Annotated in this window: 18 protein-coding genes and 1 pseudogene; all 19 read left to right on the top strand. The window is 44.9% G+C overall.

Annotated features, from left to right (window positions below):
• The first annotated feature begins 116 nt into the window (after positions 1-116).
• Positions 117-1,037 (top strand): ribonuclease Z, encoded by a 921-nt coding sequence (gene rnz / locus I2H74_RS00535; RefSeq protein WP_195572068.1) that lies wholly within the window; start codon positions 117-119, stop codon positions 1,035-1,037.
• Positions 1,038-1,329: 292 nt separating this feature from the next.
• Positions 1,330-2,412, top strand: coding sequence for a Gfo/Idh/MocA family protein (locus I2H74_RS00530; RefSeq protein WP_195570719.1), 1,083 nt, complete (start codon positions 1,330-1,332; stop codon positions 2,410-2,412).
• A gap of 73 nt (positions 2,413-2,485) precedes the next feature.
• Positions 2,486-3,322, top strand: a complete 837-nt coding sequence (locus I2H74_RS00525) for a TIGR01457 family HAD-type hydrolase (RefSeq protein ID WP_229106262.1) — start codon at positions 2,486-2,488, stop codon at positions 3,320-3,322.
• A gap of 28 nt (positions 3,323-3,350) precedes the next feature.
• On the top strand, positions 3,351-4,172 hold the full coding sequence (locus I2H74_RS00520; RefSeq protein WP_195570717.1) for a DNA-formamidopyrimidine glycosylase family protein: 822 nt from the start codon (positions 3,351-3,353) through the stop codon (positions 4,170-4,172).
• Between the two features lie 2 nt (positions 4,173-4,174).
• Positions 4,175-5,047: a deoxyribonuclease IV gene (locus I2H74_RS00515; RefSeq protein ID WP_195570716.1), complete on the top strand. Its 873-nt coding sequence runs from the start codon at positions 4,175-4,177 to the stop codon at positions 5,045-5,047.
• A 28-nt stretch (positions 5,048-5,075) separates the two neighbouring features.
• On the top strand, positions 5,076-5,414 hold the full coding sequence (locus I2H74_RS00510) for a cyclic-phosphate processing receiver domain-containing protein (RefSeq protein WP_195570714.1): 339 nt from the start codon (positions 5,076-5,078) through the stop codon (positions 5,412-5,414).
• Positions 5,411-5,749, top strand: a complete 339-nt coding sequence (locus tag I2H74_RS00505; RefSeq protein WP_195570713.1) for a thioredoxin family protein — start codon at positions 5,411-5,413, stop codon at positions 5,747-5,749. The genes I2H74_RS00510 and I2H74_RS00505 overlap by 4 nt, the downstream gene beginning before the upstream one ends.
• Complete coding sequence (locus I2H74_RS00500; protein ID WP_195570711.1) at positions 5,742-6,515, top strand: ABC transporter ATP-binding protein; 774 nt, start codon at positions 5,742-5,744, stop codon at positions 6,513-6,515. The genes I2H74_RS00505 and I2H74_RS00500 overlap by 8 nt, the downstream gene beginning before the upstream one ends.
• 18 nt (positions 6,516-6,533) lie before the next feature.
• A complete protein-coding gene (locus I2H74_RS00495; RefSeq protein ID WP_229106261.1) occupies positions 6,534-7,616 on the top strand; it encodes an SAM-dependent methyltransferase in 1,083 nt (360 codons plus the stop codon).
• 187 nt (positions 7,617-7,803) lie between these two features.
• Positions 7,804-9,315 (top strand): serine/threonine protein kinase, encoded by a 1,512-nt coding sequence (locus I2H74_RS00490; protein WP_195570709.1) that lies wholly within the window; start codon positions 7,804-7,806, stop codon positions 9,313-9,315.
• 102 nt (positions 9,316-9,417) lie between these two features.
• Positions 9,418-10,611, top strand: a complete 1,194-nt coding sequence (locus I2H74_RS00485) for an SAF domain-containing protein (protein WP_195570707.1) — start codon at positions 9,418-9,420, stop codon at positions 10,609-10,611.
• 52 nt (positions 10,612-10,663) lie between these two features.
• Positions 10,664-11,395, top strand: coding sequence for a hypothetical protein (locus I2H74_RS00480; RefSeq protein ID WP_195570705.1), 732 nt, complete (start codon positions 10,664-10,666; stop codon positions 11,393-11,395).
• A complete protein-coding gene (locus I2H74_RS00475) occupies positions 11,382-12,248 on the top strand; it encodes a hypothetical protein (protein ID WP_195570703.1) in 867 nt (288 codons plus the stop codon). Before I2H74_RS00480 ends, I2H74_RS00475 begins: the two co-directional genes overlap by 14 nt.
• Positions 12,239-14,176 (top strand): ATPase, T2SS/T4P/T4SS family, encoded by a 1,938-nt coding sequence (locus I2H74_RS00470; protein WP_324253967.1) that lies wholly within the window; start codon positions 12,239-12,241, stop codon positions 14,174-14,176. Before I2H74_RS00475 ends, I2H74_RS00470 begins: the two co-directional genes overlap by 10 nt.
• On the top strand, positions 14,166-16,268 hold the full coding sequence (locus I2H74_RS00465; RefSeq protein WP_195570701.1) for a GTPase SAR1: 2,103 nt from the start codon (positions 14,166-14,168) through the stop codon (positions 16,266-16,268). Before I2H74_RS00470 ends, I2H74_RS00465 begins: the two co-directional genes overlap by 11 nt.
• Before the next feature lie 259 nt (positions 16,269-16,527).
• Positions 16,528-17,004: an ABC transporter permease gene (locus I2H74_RS00460; RefSeq protein WP_195570699.1), complete on the top strand. Its 477-nt coding sequence runs from the start codon at positions 16,528-16,530 to the stop codon at positions 17,002-17,004.
• 24 nt (positions 17,005-17,028) lie between these two features.
• Positions 17,029-17,409, top strand: coding sequence for a hypothetical protein (locus I2H74_RS00455; RefSeq protein WP_195570697.1), 381 nt, complete (start codon positions 17,029-17,031; stop codon positions 17,407-17,409).
• A 14-nt stretch (positions 17,410-17,423) separates the two neighbouring features.
• A complete protein-coding gene (locus tag I2H74_RS00450; protein WP_195570695.1) occupies positions 17,424-17,972 on the top strand; it encodes a hypothetical protein in 549 nt (182 codons plus the stop codon).
• Positions 17,959-18,552, top strand: a pseudogene (locus I2H74_RS00445) (hypothetical protein); the annotation flags it as partial. The gene I2H74_RS00450 and the pseudogene I2H74_RS00445, both read left to right, overlap by 14 nt.

Below are 18,552 nucleotides of genomic sequence, written 5' to 3'. Positions count from 1 at the left end.
GAAAGTTGTTTTCGGTCATGATAAGATAAGAATAAACAAAAGGCCTCTGTATCGGTTGATGGTGCAGAGGCCTTTGCGGCATCATTCTCGTAAGATAAGAAATGAAGGTGTATAGGATGGATGTGTACTTCCTCGGTACAGGAGCTGGGATGCCAACGACCAAGCGCAATGTAACCAGCATGGCCCTGCGCTTATATGAAGAGCGGGGGACATTCTGGATGTTTGATTGCGGTGAAGGAACCCAGCATCAAGTACTTCGCTCGCCGTTAAAGCTGAGCAAATGCGAGTTTATTTTTATTACCCATCTGCACGGTGATCATTTATTTGGACTTCCCGGTCTGTTATCCAGCCGAGGCCATCAAGGCGGCACAAGGCCATTAACGGTATTTGGACCACCAGGATTAGGGGATTACATGAAAATTGTATTTCAGGTGAGTCATTCGGAGGTTCCTTATCCGCTTTTGATCAAGGAAGTGGATGGGGGCGTCATCTGGTCAGATGATGCTTTCTCCGTGACGGCTCTTCCGCTTGATCACCGTGTTCCATGCCTTGGATACCGGGTTCAGGAGAAGGATCGTCCCGGGAAGCTCAAGTTTGAGCTGTTAAAGGAGAAAGGAATTCCGCCAGGTCCCGTATATGGCCAATTAAAGCAAGGGCTTGATGTGCAGCTACCAGACGGAGAATTTCTATTTGCGGCCTCCGTACTTGGAGAACCGATTCCCGGAAGAACAGTCACGATACTAGGAGATACAAGACCTTGTGAGAATGCGGTTCGCCTAGCGAGAAATGCCAATCTGCTCGTCCATGAAGCCACATTCATGGAGGATCGTGTCCAGCACGCTCATGAATTTGGGCATTCTACCGCTAAGCAGGCGGCATTGGCTGCAGAACGAGCTGGGGCGAAGAAGCTTGCCCTGACACACTTTAGTTCTCGCTATAAGGATGAAGAACAGTTGAATGAATTATTGACGGAAGCGAAGGAAGTATTCCCTGAGTCATACTTGGCTGAAGAATTCGAAGCCATTGAGCCTGCTTAAGAACCTATTAGATGGTTGGCAATAACCTCTACACGTGCTCCTTTTCAAGTTAAAGAGGTCACGCTAGAGGTTTTCTCATTTCCCAACTCAAAATTATTTCTCGGGAAAGCGCAGGGAATGACAAAAAATGCTTTAGAGAGCGCTTATGCCCTTCATTCATCCTTGTTCGACCTTAAGCTTTCACTAATGCTGTCGAATTGATGCACTTTGCTTGCCTGTTCGCTTCTCGTTCATTACAATGAATGAAGCTGATGCTACAGATTAGAATACATAGTGGAAAGGCGGAAGGAACATGAACACACTTGGATTTACCATTGTCGGATTCGGAACGATTGCGAAAACGCACATGGTTGCGCTTCGTACGCTTCCTATTATAAAAAAATTGCCGCTAACCCCAGTACTTGATACATTAGTGACAAGAAGAACCGATGAGCTTTCGGATCAAGCGAAGCAGATTGGCTTTTCTTTCGTTACAGCAGATCTCGAAGAAGCTTTGCTTCGTGACCATACACAAGCCGTAAGCATCTGTACGCCTAATGCGCTTCATGCCGAACAGGTAAGAGCAGCGGTCAAGCATAATAAAGCGATATATTGTGAGAAGCCTGTTACTGAAAGTGGTGAACGTACGAAAGCTTTGCTTCAAGATGTGCCTAGCACCTATCCAGCGCAGCTTGCTTTCGTGTTCCGTTATCATCCAGCCGTTATGCATATTCGCGAATGGCTTAAGGAAGGGCTAATTGGTGAGGTCTTGCAGTGCAAAGTTACCTATTTGCGCTCAGGCTATTTGAATGCAGCCCGACCTGTTAGCTGGAGGCTAAGTGATTCCATGTCCGGCGGAGGAGCCATCACGGACATTGGCGTTCACGCTCTTGATCTGGTTCGTCACTTATTCGGAGATATTGCATCGATCGATGGAAAAACACATACCTTCGTGCCAGAGCGTCCATCCGCAGCAGGCGCATCTGACCATGTCAGCATTAAGGTTGACGACTGGGCTACGATGACTTTTGAGACAGCGAAAGGTGTTCTCGGTCAGGTTGAAGTATCGCGTATCGCATTTGGCTCGGATGCATTCCGAATTGAGGTTGTGGGATCGAAAGGAAGCATGACGGCAGATTTGGAAAAAGATAAGCTTCCGCAGCTGCATTTATTAGCTGGTGGTATCCCGGTTCTCCCGGTACCGAAAGAAATCGAATTGCTTCCAGATGAAAAGGCGACCTTGGGCGTATTTCAAGATAGCCATACGGCTGCTCTGCACCATTTTGTTCTGCGCCAAGCAGGAGACACACGTTGGAATGATCTTACTCCAACCTTACAGGATGGTTGTGCCGTTGAGCTGCTTGTAGATCAGATTATCGCCCGTTCTAATTCTTAAGCGTGCGATGAATCAAGTTGAATCGCTTCCAATAACAGGTTTGAAGTGCTCGGATGAAAGGAAATGATGATAGATGATGACCGCTATGACGAGTCGTATTCATGCCTTAATCGACCTTGACGGAACGATGTTTCATGGATCAGAACGGATTGAAGGAGCTGAGCTTCTTATTCAAGCTCTTCAAGATTGGAACATTCCTTATTTGTTTGTAACGAACAATTCATCGAGAACCGCTCAGGATGTAGCAGACTTGCTTAATGGAATGGATATTCCAGCACGTCCTCAGGATGTATTGACAACAGCACAAGCGGCTGCACAGTATATTAAGCGTAAGTATGGAAATAAGCGGGTATATATGATAGGAGAGAAGGGCTTGGAGCAAGCTCTTAACGATGAAGAGATTGAGTGGACCAATAACTTGGAAGAAGCATACGGTGAGGACATTGGCGTCGTTGTTCAGGGGATAGATCGCAGCTTTAGCTATGCGAAGCTAGAGGCGGCATCCTCAGCCGTTAGAAGAGGAGCTGTCTTTATTGCAACGAATCCAGACCTCATGCTTCCTTCTGATCGAGGCTTATCTCCAGGCTCGGGAAGTCTCAGCCGGGCAATCGAGGCTGTATCAGGCATACAGGCATTGTACATCGGGAAGCCTGAGCCTATAATTATGGAAATTGCTTTAGAACGTCTTCAATGCTCTCCTCAGGATGCGGTTGTAATTGGAGATAATATGATGACAGATATGCGTGCAGGCGCACGAGCAGGCTGTCAAACCGCACTTGTATTAACGGGTGTGACCACTTCGGTTAATCTTGCATCCTATAAAGCATCCTCAGGCGTGGAGCCGACTGTCGTGTGCAACAATTTGGCAGAAATGAAGGATTGGATTTATAAAGAATTAACGACGTCTTAGTACGTGATCGATAAAGAAAGGAAGATGAATGATGTGGGAACTTCCAGAAATCGAGCGTGAACGAAAAAAGCTCGATCAACAATTTGTTGGGCGGCGATTTAGAAAAGTAGTTGTAGCAAAGGAATCATGGCTGAACCTGCCGCTAAAAGAGCTTGAGGATCAATTGATTGGCCGTCAGCTTCTGTACGTGGAGAGACGAAGCAAATCGATCATTTTTCACTTGGACGATGGACATCGCTTAGTTTTAAATATCGGCAGTATGGGCCAATTATTAACGACATTAAATACCGAAAACACGGGTTATGATCAAGAAGGGCCAAAACTTCAATTATCGTTTGGTTTTGAAAATGGAAGTTGGAATGTTGCAGGAGCACGCTCTATGACCTTGCAGTGGATCAGTGCGAGAGAACTGGATGAACAGCTTAAGGCAATCGGTCCTGAGCCTGGATCTAGAAGTATGTCGCCAGCCTTGTTAAAACAACGGTTTGAGAAACGCAGATCTTCGCTTAAGACAGCGCTATCGAATCCAGCTATTATTGCAGGTATTTCTTCGCCGCTAGCAGACGAGATTGCCTTTCGAGCAGGCTTGCTGCCTACGGTTCGCATTGAGTCATTGAATGATGAAGACTATCAGGCTTTATTTGCTGCACTTTCAAACTGGCTGCAGGAAGCATTTGATGTGGAAGAGAACGGGACGGAGAATATTTACGCTGTAACGAATCGTACGGGAGAGCCGTGCGTGCAATGCGGCAATGCCCTTGAGGAAACACAGATCAATAGCCGTACTGCTGTATTCTGCAAACATTGCCAGCATGAGCATGTACAAGTTCCGGCAGGAAGCACAAAATAAAAATGGCCCCTTTCTATCAGTATGGCTGCCATCTCAAAAAGCATGGGAGCTATGTCCATGCAGCTAAAGAAGCATTGAGACTGCGTGAAGCAGAAGGTCTTTCCTGCATTCAGCTGTTCGGCAAAAATCCGCGGAGTCTTGAACAAAAGTCATGGTCGCAAAAGGATGCTGCAGCATGTAAATCGCTGCTTGATGCTGCAGGAATAAAGCGTTTTACGCATTCGGCGTATCCACTCAACTTGGCCGTTCACATACAGGACCAGCCTGAGTTATTCCAGAAGACGGCGACCAGCTTGCTGCAAGAGCTTATGATTGCGGATGCTCTTGGCGCTCGTGGCGTCGTCGTTCATTTTGGCGTGATTAAACACGGTAATAAGCTGCAGGGCTATCAAGACATTATTGCGATGCTGAATACCGTAACTCAGGTATGGACTGGCCATGTACTCATTTTGCTTGAGAATCAAGCAGGCATGCATGGCGGACTTGGAACAACGATGGAGGAAATGGTCCAGATCAGAAATCTTTGCGAACACGCTGGCAAGATCGGATTTTGCTTGGATACATGCCACGCCTTCGTTAGCGGATTATGGCAAGCGAACGATAAAGCAGGCACGTCTGAATTACTGTCTGCTGGAGAGAAGCTCGGCTATTGGGAGCATCTTATGTTGGTTCATTTGAATGATACGCTTGAGGCTTTCGGTTCCAAGCGTGACCGCCATGCAAGATTGGGAACAGGCGTCATACCACAAGGTGCGTTTCAACAATTTTTATCGAGTCCGGTGCTGCGAGACAAGCCCTTTATACTCGAAACGGAACCTATAGGAATGAATCTGCATACTGAAGAATGGGCGATTATTCGCGAAATGGGAACTTAAACTCTTATACAGTGAATGAGGTGAACGGATGATTCATATTTATTTGGATGATTGGCGCAGGCCTCCGGATGGCTTTGTGCTTGCTCGCAATATGGATGAATGTCTTGCTTTGCTAGAAAGCGATGAGGTGGATATTTTGTCGCTGGACCATGATCTAGGACCAGGTGAGCCGACGGGAACAGAACTGGTTCAGGAGATGATTCGCCGAGGCTTATATGCGAAGCGCATATATCTACATACATCTAGCAATCTTGGCCGGCAGCGGATGTATCAGTTGCTGTATCAGAGCAAGCCTGAAGGCGTAGCCCTTTTCAACGGTCCAATGCCGATCGAAGTGTTGGAGGAAGTCAAAAGAGGCCTGCAATGAACGACATTGCAGGAGATCAACTGTTACAATGGATCAGCAATGAGACAAGAGATCAGGAGATCGATGCTTTATACGTGTATAGTCCATTATGCGGCACATGCAAACTAGCGGAACGAATGCTTCAAATCGCCTTGGAGCCACTTTCTGCGTATCGAATCGGGAAGCTGAATCTTAATGATTCCCCAGAGGTTGCTCATGCCTTCAAAATTCACAGTATTCCTTGTCTTATCATTTGGAATCCCAAACAACCAAGAGAAGAGCCAAAGCTCATCTATGCGATGCATTCTGTTACGCATTTGTATGAACAGTTAAAGGGAGGGTTCGCAAATGATTGACATTAAAAATGTGTCCTTTCAGCGTAAAGGGCGCATGATTCTGCAAGAGCTTGAATGGGAGACAAAGAACGGTCAGCAATGGATCGTACTAGGACGGAACGGATCAGGAAAGACTACGTTGCTAGAGCTCTTGATGGGCTATCAATTTCCTACAACAGGACAAGTCCATGTTCTAGGCCATCGGTATGGACGTGCAGATGTTCGTGAGGTTCGTAAAGAGATCGGATACATTGGGCAATCGCTAATGGAAAAAATGGCGCTGCGCGATCCGGTATGGGAGATTGTAGCGACAGGAGCCAATGCTTACTTGCGTTTATATGAACAAGTCGATGAACAAATCCGCGAACGTGTACAGGAGAATCTTCAGTTTGTAGGACTCGAGCATCTTGCAGATCAGCCGCTTGGCGTATGCTCACAAGGGGAAAGAAAGAAGATCCTGCTTGCACGCGCGCTGATGGGTGAACCGAAGCTGCTGATTATGGACGAGCCTTGCTCAGGGCTGGATTTGTATGAGCGAGAAAAATGGCTGATGGATCTATCAAATCTAGGTAAACGTGATGTCAGCATCGTTTATGTTACCCATCATCTCGAGGAAATTATCCCGATCTTTACTCATGTAGCGCTGCTTGAAGGTGGAAGGTTTATTGCCGCTGGACCTAAGCATGAGGTATTAACGGAAAGCAACTTATCTCAAACCTATGGAATGCCTGTTTCGATCGATTGGATGGATGAGCGTCCATGGGTTAGAGTGAAAATGAAACATTAGTCGAAGGAGATATACCTATTGGGACATCAAGGCATTAATATTAGTGAAGTTCAGCTTCCTGCACATTTTGAGACATCCTCTCATTGGATTATTACGGCAAATCATGGGTTTATCCCTTATGCGCAGGAGGAGCTTCGTAGAACCTATGGCAAACTAAAAAGCCAGATTCTTGTCACAGGCGAGGTCGCTCTTATGGAGCTTCCAAACCTTCATGATGCGATTTGGGAACAGCAACGTGTTGCTCCATCCATGTTTGTACGGGACATGTTTCCTGTGCTGCTCACCGTCCAGAACACAAATCCATTGACACTTGATACACTTACAGGTTTATGGGAAGCAATCAAAACAAGATCAAATCTATATGTTAACGAATCGACCACGATAGCGATTCATACGCGAAAGAGCCAAAAGCAGAGCGAAATCGATCTAAATGCACTTCGTCTAGAGATGCAGCAGGTCATAGAGCAGGATGGACATCACGTTGTTGTCCAGTCTCCGCATCTCATCTGCTCTGTTTACGAGCATGAAGATAGACTTTATTTTGGTCTGTCGACAATGGTGGATCAAGGAGTGGATTGGCCAGGCGGAGCCATTCGTTTCCAACGAGAAGATGGTCAAATCTCTCGTGCAAAGTTCAAGCTTCTTGAGGCTGAACAAGTATTTGGCATTGATTTTAGCCAGTTCCGTCATGGGCTGGATATCGGAGCCGCTCCTGGTGGGTGGAGCAGCCTTCTGTTAGAGCGTGGACTTGAAGTTACAGCTGTTGATCCTGCGAAAATGCATGAAAGCCTGATTGATCATCCTCAGCTTACCGTTATCAATCAAAACGCAGGGGATGTTGCTTTTGAACCAAATGAGTTCGACCTGCTTGTGTGCGATATGAGCTGGAACCCAAAGCATACAGCCCAATTAGTGATTCAACTGCTTGAAGCTGTTCAACCAGGAGGCACCGTAATTGTAACGGTCAAGCTTATGCACAAGAAGCCTCTGCAAACGATTAAGGATTGCATGGAGATGTTTGAGCAGCATCTTCATATTTTACGAGCTAAACAATTGTTCCATAACCGCGATGAAATTACGTTATATATGATTAAATATTAATGTCATAAATAAAAAAATATCCTGATTTTAGGTAAAATGGACTAGACAGCAAGAACAAGCCCTATTATAATAACAGCATCAACCACATATGATTACCCATTTGGGAAAGCATCCCGAATATGGCCTACTTTTAGGCTGTATTCGGGTTTTTTGTGTTTAATTACCGTTTTGACAGGGAGGAGAGCGCGTGAGGCCAGCTTCACGATTAGAGGAAGGAGTGCTATTTCAGCAGCGCTACCGTATTGAGAAGCTCATTGGAGTAGGCGGAATGGGCTACGTCTATTTAGCTAGTGACAGTAGGCTAATGGGAAAATTTTGGGCCATTAAGGAAAGCATTCCGATTCATTATAACCGCGAGCATTTGCTGCTTGAGGCCAAGTGGCTAACGGAGCTTAGGCACCCCAATTTGCCTTTAATTGTTGATTTTTATCCGCCATATCATGATGAGCATGCCTATATGGTTATGGAGTATATCGAAGGGGAGACGGTTCAAGAGCGCATTAGCCGCGAGCCGATTTCTTTTAAAGAATCTATCGAGATATGCCTGCAATTATGTGATGCGCTGATCTATTTGCATAGCCATCAACCGTCTATTATTTACCGTGATATGAAGCCGTCGAACGTCATGCTGACTAGAACTCAGCAAGTAAAGCTGATTGATTTCGGCATTGCAAGAGAGCACAAGGCAGATGTGAGTTCGGATACGGTAAAGCTCGGTACGTTGGGCTTTGCCGCACCGGAGCAATATGAAGATGTTCAAAGCGATGCGAGAACGGATTTATACGGCGTCGGTGCTTTGATGGCCTATATCCTTACTGACGGAGAGTGGCAGGGCATTGCGACCTTTCGATCCAGCATGCTGCGATCAGATATTCCAAACGGTGTGGCCCAGATCCTGTCGAAGCTTCTTGCAAAGAAGCCTGAAGATCGATATCAAGACGCAAGCCAATTAAAAGCAGATCTAATGGCTTATGTTGATCCGATGTCGAATTTATTGGGACAAGGGTACGATGCAAGAGGTCAGAGCGTGCCTACTGGAGGATTGAACAAAGGGATAATCATCGCTTGCATGAGTTGTTCAGAAGGGATGGGATGCACGCATGCTGCGATCATGATCGCAAATGCGCTTAGTCGAATCTACCGAGGTAGGGTTGCTTTTGTCGATTACAGTCCCATTGTGAATTCGGTTGTTGAACAAATGTCATTGGAGATTGACGGTGAGGATAATGACTACCAAGTTGAGCAGCTGCTGCGTTATCAGGGGGTGGAATATCGGCATGCCAGTAATTTGAATAGGCAATATAACGGTCATTTTATGCCTTATCTAATGCAAACATTCGATTATATTGTTTTAGATCTTGGGGCGATTCAAGGTAATGGCTTGCTGGATGAGTTTATGAGAGCCAACTATAGCTTGCTGATAGGAAGCGCCGCGATGTGGCGGCAACAGGAATGGACAAATGCTATTGAACGGTTAGACAGCCGCAGTTTCAAGCAATGGATCGGCGGCGTACCGCATGCAGATGATAGAGAGCTGCGCTCTTGCCCAGCAAGATTACACAGTCGATTAGTCGTCTCGATTCCGACATGCCCGAATCCGTTCCAGCATCATGACAGGGTTGAGGTATGGATGGACCATTGGTTTAATCATTCTGCTAAGCGAAAGCGAAGATTCAAGCTGAATAAGTGGCTGGGCTAGTCATAACAAGTTCGATATCTCTTTATGTAAGAGTAGTGTGCGCTCATCGTATCAAAGGCTCAGGTTATTATCCTGCTGCAGGATGGAGGTCGTCATTTTATTATGCTAACAAAACGCTGGACTCGGCGTACGAAGCAGTTAACTCTCACTGCGCTTGTATCGGTTCTTGTGACGGGCACGGCTGCTGGAGCCGTTCATTTTTACATTGGCCATCAATGGAAAAAAGAAAAAAAGCTGCTTGTACATGAGCTGCAAATTGCAAAGGACATTATGGGGAAGTACCGGATTGAGGGTGGTTCAGTTGAAATGTCCGAAGCCTGGGTATTCCGAACAAGCTTGAAGCCTGGATCCATTGTGCAGGAGGAGGATATTGAATCCTTGCAATTGCCTGCCTCGCTTCTTCCGAGCATCCTTTATGCGGACAAAAACGACATTATTGGCAAAGCGGTAAAGATAGAGGTTGTGCCAAATATCCCTGTAACCACAAATTTATTAGCCAATAAGGAAGAACTGTCTAACGATGCTCGGTGGATCGAAACTTCTGTTGTGCAGCTCCCTATAGATCTGCAACCGAAAGAGGCTGTTGATATTCGCATACGTTTTCCAGATGGACAAGATTTCGTCGTATTGGATCAAAAATGGATCAAAAAGCTCCAGCAGCCAACGATTTGGCTGCAGCTTACAGAGCAAGAACTCCTTACATTATCATCTGCATATGTAGATGCGTATTTGAATAGCGGTCAGATCTATGCGGTTCGATATATTGAACCGATGCTCCAGCAGAAGGCAATTGTAAATTATCCTGTGAATGAGTCGGTATTAAAGCTGATGGAGAAGAATCCAAACATTATTGAAAAAGCAAATCGACAGTTGTCTCTTCAATCCAGGAAGGTGTTGGAGCAGCGAATTCAATCATCGCAAAATCAAAATAAGAACGTCGAAAATCTCCAATTCACAGACAGTATTCCATCCTTCAATTATGAATCTAACATCAGTGGTGACCAGTCTCCTTTTGTAGGAAGTCATCATTCACCTGATCGTACCTCGCCGTTTGTAGGGAGCGCCTCACAAGATGGCGACCCTTTAACAAATAACATAAGGATAACGGAGCAAACAGAGGAGAATGTTAAGCAACAATCAAGTACACAAGGTCATCCAGTGCCTCCCGCTAATCAAGGCTCTGATCCATCGATACAGCAAAATACGGATGCGCCCATAGACGCGTACGGCAGCCAAGCGAAAGATGCGATTCAAGAGGGTATGGATGATCAAAGGAAAATGAAAACGTCGAAATAAGAAGAATAAAACGATGCCGTTTAAGTCAGTAGATGAAAGGACGTGAGGAATATTGAATCTGACTTATTATGTGGGCACATGCGACAAAAGTGATATGTTGCTGGCTGTATCATTGCTGCTTCAGCGCTCAGAGCGCAAGGTTCTTTTGATAGATGGGATGTCCATGCCATGGCTTCGGTATAGAAACGGATCATGGATATCCAAGGAACGATGGACGTCATGGAATGGCCTCGATACCATTTCAGGTGTTCGGACATGGCAGGAAGTGGATCGATTAGCCAAAGACGCAGAGGTTAAGCTCGATGATTACGATGACATTATAGTCGATACTGATTTGCTAGCACTCTGTTCTCCACAAGATTTGTGCAAGGCAGATACCCGTTTTTTTGTATTGACCACAGAAAGCAGCATGATAAACCGACACTTAGAATGGATGGTGACGTACCAAAATGTACATCATCAATCCTTTTCAGATGAGTTCCAGCTTATTCTTATGCATGCAACGGACCCAGAAGAGGATGTTCATTATGTGGAGCAGGTTATGTCTTCCTCGGGTGTTCATCCTTCGAGAGAAACGCTTGTTATCCCCTATGATGAGTCCGATTGGATTGCAAAGTTAAGAACCGATTCCAATCAAGAAGTTTTAATTAAACAGTATGCTCGTGCAACAAGAGAGGTTTGGAGGCAGCTTGTAGAATCATCAACAGGTCCACTAACGGAGAGGGAGTGGCGCAAAGTGCTGAAGGGCCCGCGGAAAGGAAGTTGGTACCATGAAGCCATGTAAACATTGGTTGCTTCAAACCTCGCACCGATATGCGATTGGAAGAACGACCATGGCACTGTTGATTGGAATGCAGCTCTCTATTCAATATAACTCAAGAGTCTTGCTTGTCCATGATGAACATTCCTCCCAGCGTTTTCAAACCGTTTTTACACGATCGAACAAAAAAGGAACGGAACCGATAGAGGATCAACTTATGGGCAGTTATCACCATGCTGTGCTGGAGGGTTGGGTGGCCATAGAACGTTTGGCAAGATCTCAGCAGCTTACTCCCGAATTATTTGTATCTGCAACGACTCCTATGATTCCACAGCTGGACCGCTTGGAGATTCCAGATCAAGGGATGCATGGAATCATGGATATCAATCAAGATATGCCAATGGAATATTGGGAAAAGATCACAAATAGTGCTGCATCCGCTTACGACATCATCTTGTGGGATGTAGATTTACAACATGAAGTATTAATGGGGATAAATCATTTAGGAAGACTTCATCTCATGCCTCAGGAGATGAACGTATTGGATTACATTCAGTCGCGATTGATAGATGGTGAACGAACGATGAATCAAATTGGCATATTCAATATGCATGATGAACGGCTATCAATGAATATTCAGCACATCAAACGGAAATGCAAAGGAGCAAAGCTGTATGCTCTTGCTTATGATTCCGGCATTCGTCAAAGCATGGCAGAGGGTACGCTGATTCCATACTATCTGAAGGAACATCATCGCAAGGAACGAAAGGAGCAGGTTCCTCTCGTTGAGGGAATTGCTGTGCTCGCAAAGGGCATCATGGACATGTCTCACGCAATTGGCCGGTCTGGATGGGAAGGTGATAAACGGTGGGGGTAATCGTGCCCTGGATGAATGTCTTGCTTGTCGTCTTAATATTGCTAGGCCTTCTATTTTTCTTAATGTATCGTTTCTATAAGAAAGAGATTCACTTGAAAAAGGCAAGTTCGAAGGTGTGGTCATGGTATCAGCTTGAGTCAATGGTAAAGGAAACATTGCAGCAGCTTACTTCTGACCCCTTATTAGATCATTACGGTGATGAAGAAAGTTTCCGCCGTGAATATACAAGGCGCGTTCAATTGCGCAATGCACTTCGAACATGTTCAAGCGGAGATCCTGCCCAGAAGCAATACATTAAATCTATTATTATCGATCTGCTCAATAAGCATGTAGCATGGACAGATGAGCAATGGAGTGCTTTGCTTCCTTTTGATAAGCCTGTACAACTGCAAGCACAAGATCAGTTTGATATATTGCTGTATCATTTTACGAAGCTTCATGGAACTGATGGCATGCATATGCTCATTCAAAAGTATGGGTGGGATCAACAAAGAGAGCGTTTGGATGATGGAGGAGACTCCTATCATTACTACGAGATTGATGAGCAGGACGTTCAGTATGCCTATCGCATGGAGAGCATTCATTGTTTGCAGGAGGACCGAATAGCGATCGTTGCGCAGCGAATTTATCAAAGTTATAAGGGCTTGTCGATTATTGATGAGCTGCGTGATATGCGCATAGATGGGATATCTGGAGGTGTAAGTGGAACTGGTGGGTTCGGTAGTATCTCAACAATGAACAGTGTAATAGATGACGAATATCAAAAGGGTTTTCAGCAGCATGTTGAACAGCTTAAAGCTTGTAATAGCGTATGGTTGTTCTATCAAGGAAAGTCGATTCGTATGAGTTTCCTTGGATTTGGCAGCGAGTCTGAGCTAAAGCGTGTATGTCACAACATTTATAAGCATGGGGCACCTGGCCCGCTTACTGAGGCAGATGGATACCGTGTAAACGATATGAAGGATGGTTCTCGTGTCGTCGTGCTCCGCCCACCCTTTGCAGAGTCATGGTCTTTCTTTGTAAGAAAATTCAATCGTGAAAAACCATCTCTCGAACAATTGCTGCCTGATCAGGAAGCTGAGGTCATCATTGTGTTCTTAAGATTTTTAATGAAGGGTGCCAGAATTACCGCAATAACCGGTGCCCAGGGTTCGGGCAAAACGACATTGTTAATGGCGCTCATTCAATCCATCTATGGATTCTATCCGATTAGAGTTCAAGAGCAGGCATTTGAATTGCACTTGAGAGATCTGTATCCGGAACGAAATATTCTTACTCTTCGAGAAACAGATATGATAGAAGGTCAGGATGGCTTGGATGTACAGAAGAAGACGGACGGTGCTGTTCATATTTTGGGTGAGGTTGCTTCTGATCCTGTTGCTGCATGGATGATTCAGATGTCTCAGGTGGCAAGCTTATTTACGGTATTTACCCACCATGCGAAGACCTTCCCAGATCTTATCTTGTCACTAAGGAATTCACTCCTCAAGACGGGAATGTTTCATCATGAAAAGATTGCAGAGCAGCAAGTATCCAGCGTCATCCACTTTAATGTACATCTAAAGCGCGATGCATCAGGAAAACGATATATTGAAAGAATTACCGAGTGCATACCCCGCCTCGAGCGTTCAAAAGATTTAATAGAGGTACGAACTGATAGGGATAGCACTGCGGACTCCTCGCATCTTCAAGAGCAAGCAGGAGTATGGGAGCCTTTTATCCAGGCTGCATCCGATTACTATATGGATCAACAGCTGCCTCACACGTTTGAATATCGAAATATAATCGAGTATCGGGATGGCAGGTATGTATGGGTGAACGACCTATCTAACCGCCAAGTAGCGAGTATGAAGGAAGAAATGACTTCACAGGATGCACATGTATTCGAACAGTGGCTGCAGGCAAGGAGGGAGGAGCTTGTCGCTTAATATGCTGCTTCTCTTGCTGTCCGTCAGCTCTATTGCAATTGCTTTGATATTATGGCTCCTTTATGCACGTTTGGACAAACGCTTGTTTCCTTCAGGCAGCTATTGGCGTCAAATGACATTACCCAGGCACAAGCAGTGGCTAAGAGAAAGCTACATTCAATTTCAGAAATTGCCTTTGTTTAAAGCAAAGCTCCGATCCATTCGGCAGCAGATCTCCAGTCTATACGGATATGATGAATGGCTCCTAAGGGAAAAGACTGCGCAAATCATGTGGGGAATCATCGTTACCTTAAGCATCGTAATCGTCTTCTTTTTCTTATTTGAACAAGACTGGGTATCCATTCTCATGCTCATATTGGTGTTAAGCGTTGCAGAGAGCTTATATACCGACTTTGTCATTCAACGGGGAGATCTCCTTCTTCTCACACAGAGCATTCATATGTTCAAGCAAATTCGCCATGCCTATCAACGGCATCGTATGGTTGAGCTTGCAATGGAAGAAGCATTGGATCAAGCCGGTCCAGCTGTCAGACCTCACATTCAACGGCTCTACAACGCCCAGATAGAGCCAGATGGGGATAAGGCACTTCTCGAGTATGACGAGAATGCTCCTAGCCGCCATTACCGATTGTTTGCTCGGCTGTCACGGTTAGTTTCGGAATATGGCGACCCTGTTGAACAAGAGCGTTCAACTTATTTACAAGGTGTATCGATGATCATTTCCGATATGCAAACGGAACATTTGATGAGAAAGAAGCTAGATGCCCTTCTCAAAGGCTTAAAAATGATAGCGGTGATTCCCATTCTGTTTGCCAATCCCATTGAACAATGGGCTCGGACTTTTTTTCCTAATATGAATGAATTTTATGATAATCAAATGGGTTGGATTGCCCACCTTATTGTTTTTTTAGCGGTTCTCATTTGCCATCGTTTACTGGGTGAACTGCAATGGAGGCAGCCAAGGCTTCATCAACAGGTGAGAAAAAATCGAAGAGAGGCATGGCTGGAGCGACTGCAGGGTATGAATAAGATCGCTTCTCTGTGGATGAACAGCATTCGAAGACCCGCTTTGCATCAGCAGCTGCATTTGCTTCGAGAAGCAAATGAACCGAAATCACTGCATTATTGGTATCGGCATCGATTGCTATATGGATTCGGCGCATTTGTCGCTACTCTTGCTGTGAGTATATTGCTACATTCTGTCACTTATCAACAGCTTCGCGTGCCTGATCGATGGTTATATATCGATGCGAGCATGTCTGAAACTCAGGTCAGATGGACTACAAGCAGTGAGCCGTATTCCAAAGAGGAAGAGACGACACAGCTGCAAGAGCGTAAGAAGAGTGCTGAACATTATCGTCAACTAACGCTTGGAGTGATGAGCAATTCGAAGATTCATGCTGAACAGCAGAGGATGCTTCAGGAACAAATTCGCTCTGAACATCCAGAATGGAGCGGCGCGTCTGTAAGAGCTTATTCCAATCAATTGCTTCAACTCGGACTAGCGTGGAACAGCCCATTCTTCTGGTGGTGGGAAATGATAATCCTTCTCCTTGTGAGCATAGCAGGATACTATTTTCCGAATATGCTCCTTAGGTTCAAAAAAAAGTGGCGTCTTATGGAGATGCGGCTTGAGATCAGCCAATTTTACTCCCTCATCATGCTTCTTCGCTCTTTTCAAAAGATGACTGCGGAGCAGCTGCTGGATTGGATGGCAAGAAGCTCTGTATGCATACGAACGCCGCTGCTCCAATGTTTGCTGGATTGGGATAGCGGTGCAGAGGCCGCGCTTCAACGCCTGCGCAAGGAGATCCCATTCCCTGACTTTACTCGACTTATTGATCAACTAGAGTTGGCTCACGACAAAATCCCAATGAAGCAGGCCTTTGATGATGCTGAGCAAAACTGGGTGTATGAGCAGGAAATGCGGAGGCAGCAGGAGGAAGAAACCGTTCAAGCTAAAGCCGTATGGGGACAATGGATTGGCTTTGCACCTATGTATACGATTATTTTTCTGTACTTAGTTATGCCATTAATGTGGCTGAGCATGAAGCAGATGACGGATTCTTTCTCGCAAATCCAACAGCTGTAGTATCTTATGCTGCATCTAATCGTAAATGAATGAGTCTATTTATTCATAATTATTTGTTCGTAGACGAGTCCTCTATGTTCCAAAAGGAACTTCGCGATGAGTCTCTCTTATAAGCTGCACAATAGGTTTTTGCCAATAAGTTTTAACTCAATAAGTTTCATATTCATAAGATTCAATCCTATTATTCTAATAAGTTTTACAAGTGTTAGTGTTATCCAAATAAGCTATATCATTAGCACATCCAAAAGGGGAATAAAAGATGAACAATGCTCAATCCGCGTTAAAGGTAGCGGCAGGGATTTTTCTAACCATTGCACTAATCACGATCGTTGTCCTATTATTTGTCTCCGCACAGGAAGCGACAAAGACAGCGCAGAATGAATTTTCTTCCATTCAAACAGAGCTAAGCAAGGCCTCTTTTACCGTTTATGACAACACGACGGTGAGCGGCTCCCAGGTTGTCAACGCCATTCGTAAGTTTTATCAGAAAGAACAATTCGGCATTCGTGTCATTACAGGTAAAAACAAAGCCACAAATGCAAATCATCCAGGTATTTTTTACGGCTTCGATGTCAATCCTGATGGCTCTATCAAAACAGGGGAGCCCAATCTATCAACAGTCTTGGCCACAACGGAATCTCTCGATACCTATGTCAATCCAAGCGGCAAGTTCAAAGCAAGACTGATTGTGGATTCCTCAAACGTAACGAGAGGGATTATTTTTGAGCAGCAATAGGTACCACACAATAGGTGATGTGAAATGAATAATCATGCTGCTGATATGATTGTATTCTGGGTAAGTACCGTATTATTGGTATTTGCCCTTACTGCTTCATTTAGTTTAATTGAAGGAGCTTCCAATAATCTTGCTTTGCTTGATGCGAACAATACGGCAAAAGATCGAAATGTACATCCAATACTCACTGCACCTACTATCCATGAGATAAGAGGAGAACATCTTGTGGCCAGAATCTTGAATATGCAGGATGAAACTGTAGATTTCGTGGTGAGCGGTCGGCGAATAAAGGCACATACTGACACCACACATATGGACTTTTCTTTTATTCAATCAAAACAAGTCTATAGAGCAAATGAATACCGAGATGATCAAGGCAGTCTTATCGAAGTTCATTTTGATTAACGAGGAGGATAGGCATGTTAAATGGAGTCGTTAAATTGTTGGCAGTGCTGCTAAGCCTCCTATTGCTCTTTGTATATCCTCTGCTTGAATCCTATCAACGGCAAGATGATATTGCGATGATGACGGCTTATCGCTCGGCGCTTCACTTTGTAGATACCGTTAGAGATAAAGGCGTTCTTACTCCCGATATGTACAGTGACTTTACAGCAGAGCTTGGATTAGCAGGGTATGAATATGTCATTGAAATGGAGCATTATGCAAAACGTTATGAGCCGGATTATGATGATCCGCTAAATGAATCCACCTTTCATGAACGTTTTCTGATTCGCTATGAATTAACGGCACATCAAGACATTGTATCAGTGCTGTTTCCGGAGCAGCCATACAGCAAGGATGACCCTAGGCGCAAGTATCATATGTCGATAGGAGATTATATTCAGCTAAAGATCAAACCTGCTCAGCCGTTGAGGTCAGAGATGCTTATCAGATGGCTGTCTAATTCAGATGAATCTCCTCAATGGTCATGGTCCGTTGGAGGGATGATACGCAATGAAGCTGCTTAAATTCAGTATACTTTTTGTGACCATCGTCATGCCTTTTTTCTGGGTTAACCAGCTTCAGGCCCGTGAGCAGCATCATAAATTAAGAATAGAGAATCAATATGACGAGATGTTGAATCGTGCAGTGGACGACGCCGTTCATTCTTTAAGCCTTGCGCTCATACCGGATACAGAAGCTGGGTACGAAGCTATGAAGCAGTTGCGTCTTGATAAAGAAGCCGCATTGCAATCCTTTTGGGACACCCTGCTTATTCATCTGGATCAGGTCGATGATGGTTGGACGAAGCAGTCGCTGGAATATTATTTGCCAGCCTTTATCGTGATAGGATACAACGGCGTTGAACCTTATTCCATTCAAGAGTATAAGAGTCCTTTAGGTGTAGAAAGAATGAAGCATGTTTGGCAGATCAAGCAACCATACGTTTATAAAGACGAGGCTGGTCGCATCTATTCGTTCACTCTAGATGATTATATTCAAATTTATGATCCGAACGTGAATGAGACGACGAGAGGATATGCCCGAGAGCTTACTTTGACGAGCAGCATTCCATTGGTAAAAGATTTGGAGCGGCTTGATACAATT

This window comes from Paenibacillus sp. 1001270B_150601_E10 (assembly GCF_015558675.1).
GTDB lineage: Bacteria > Bacillota > Bacilli > Paenibacillales > Paenibacillaceae > Paenibacillus_B.
The sequence above is the reverse complement of the archived record's forward strand: the minus strand, read 5'-3'. Positions and strand labels throughout refer to the sequence as shown.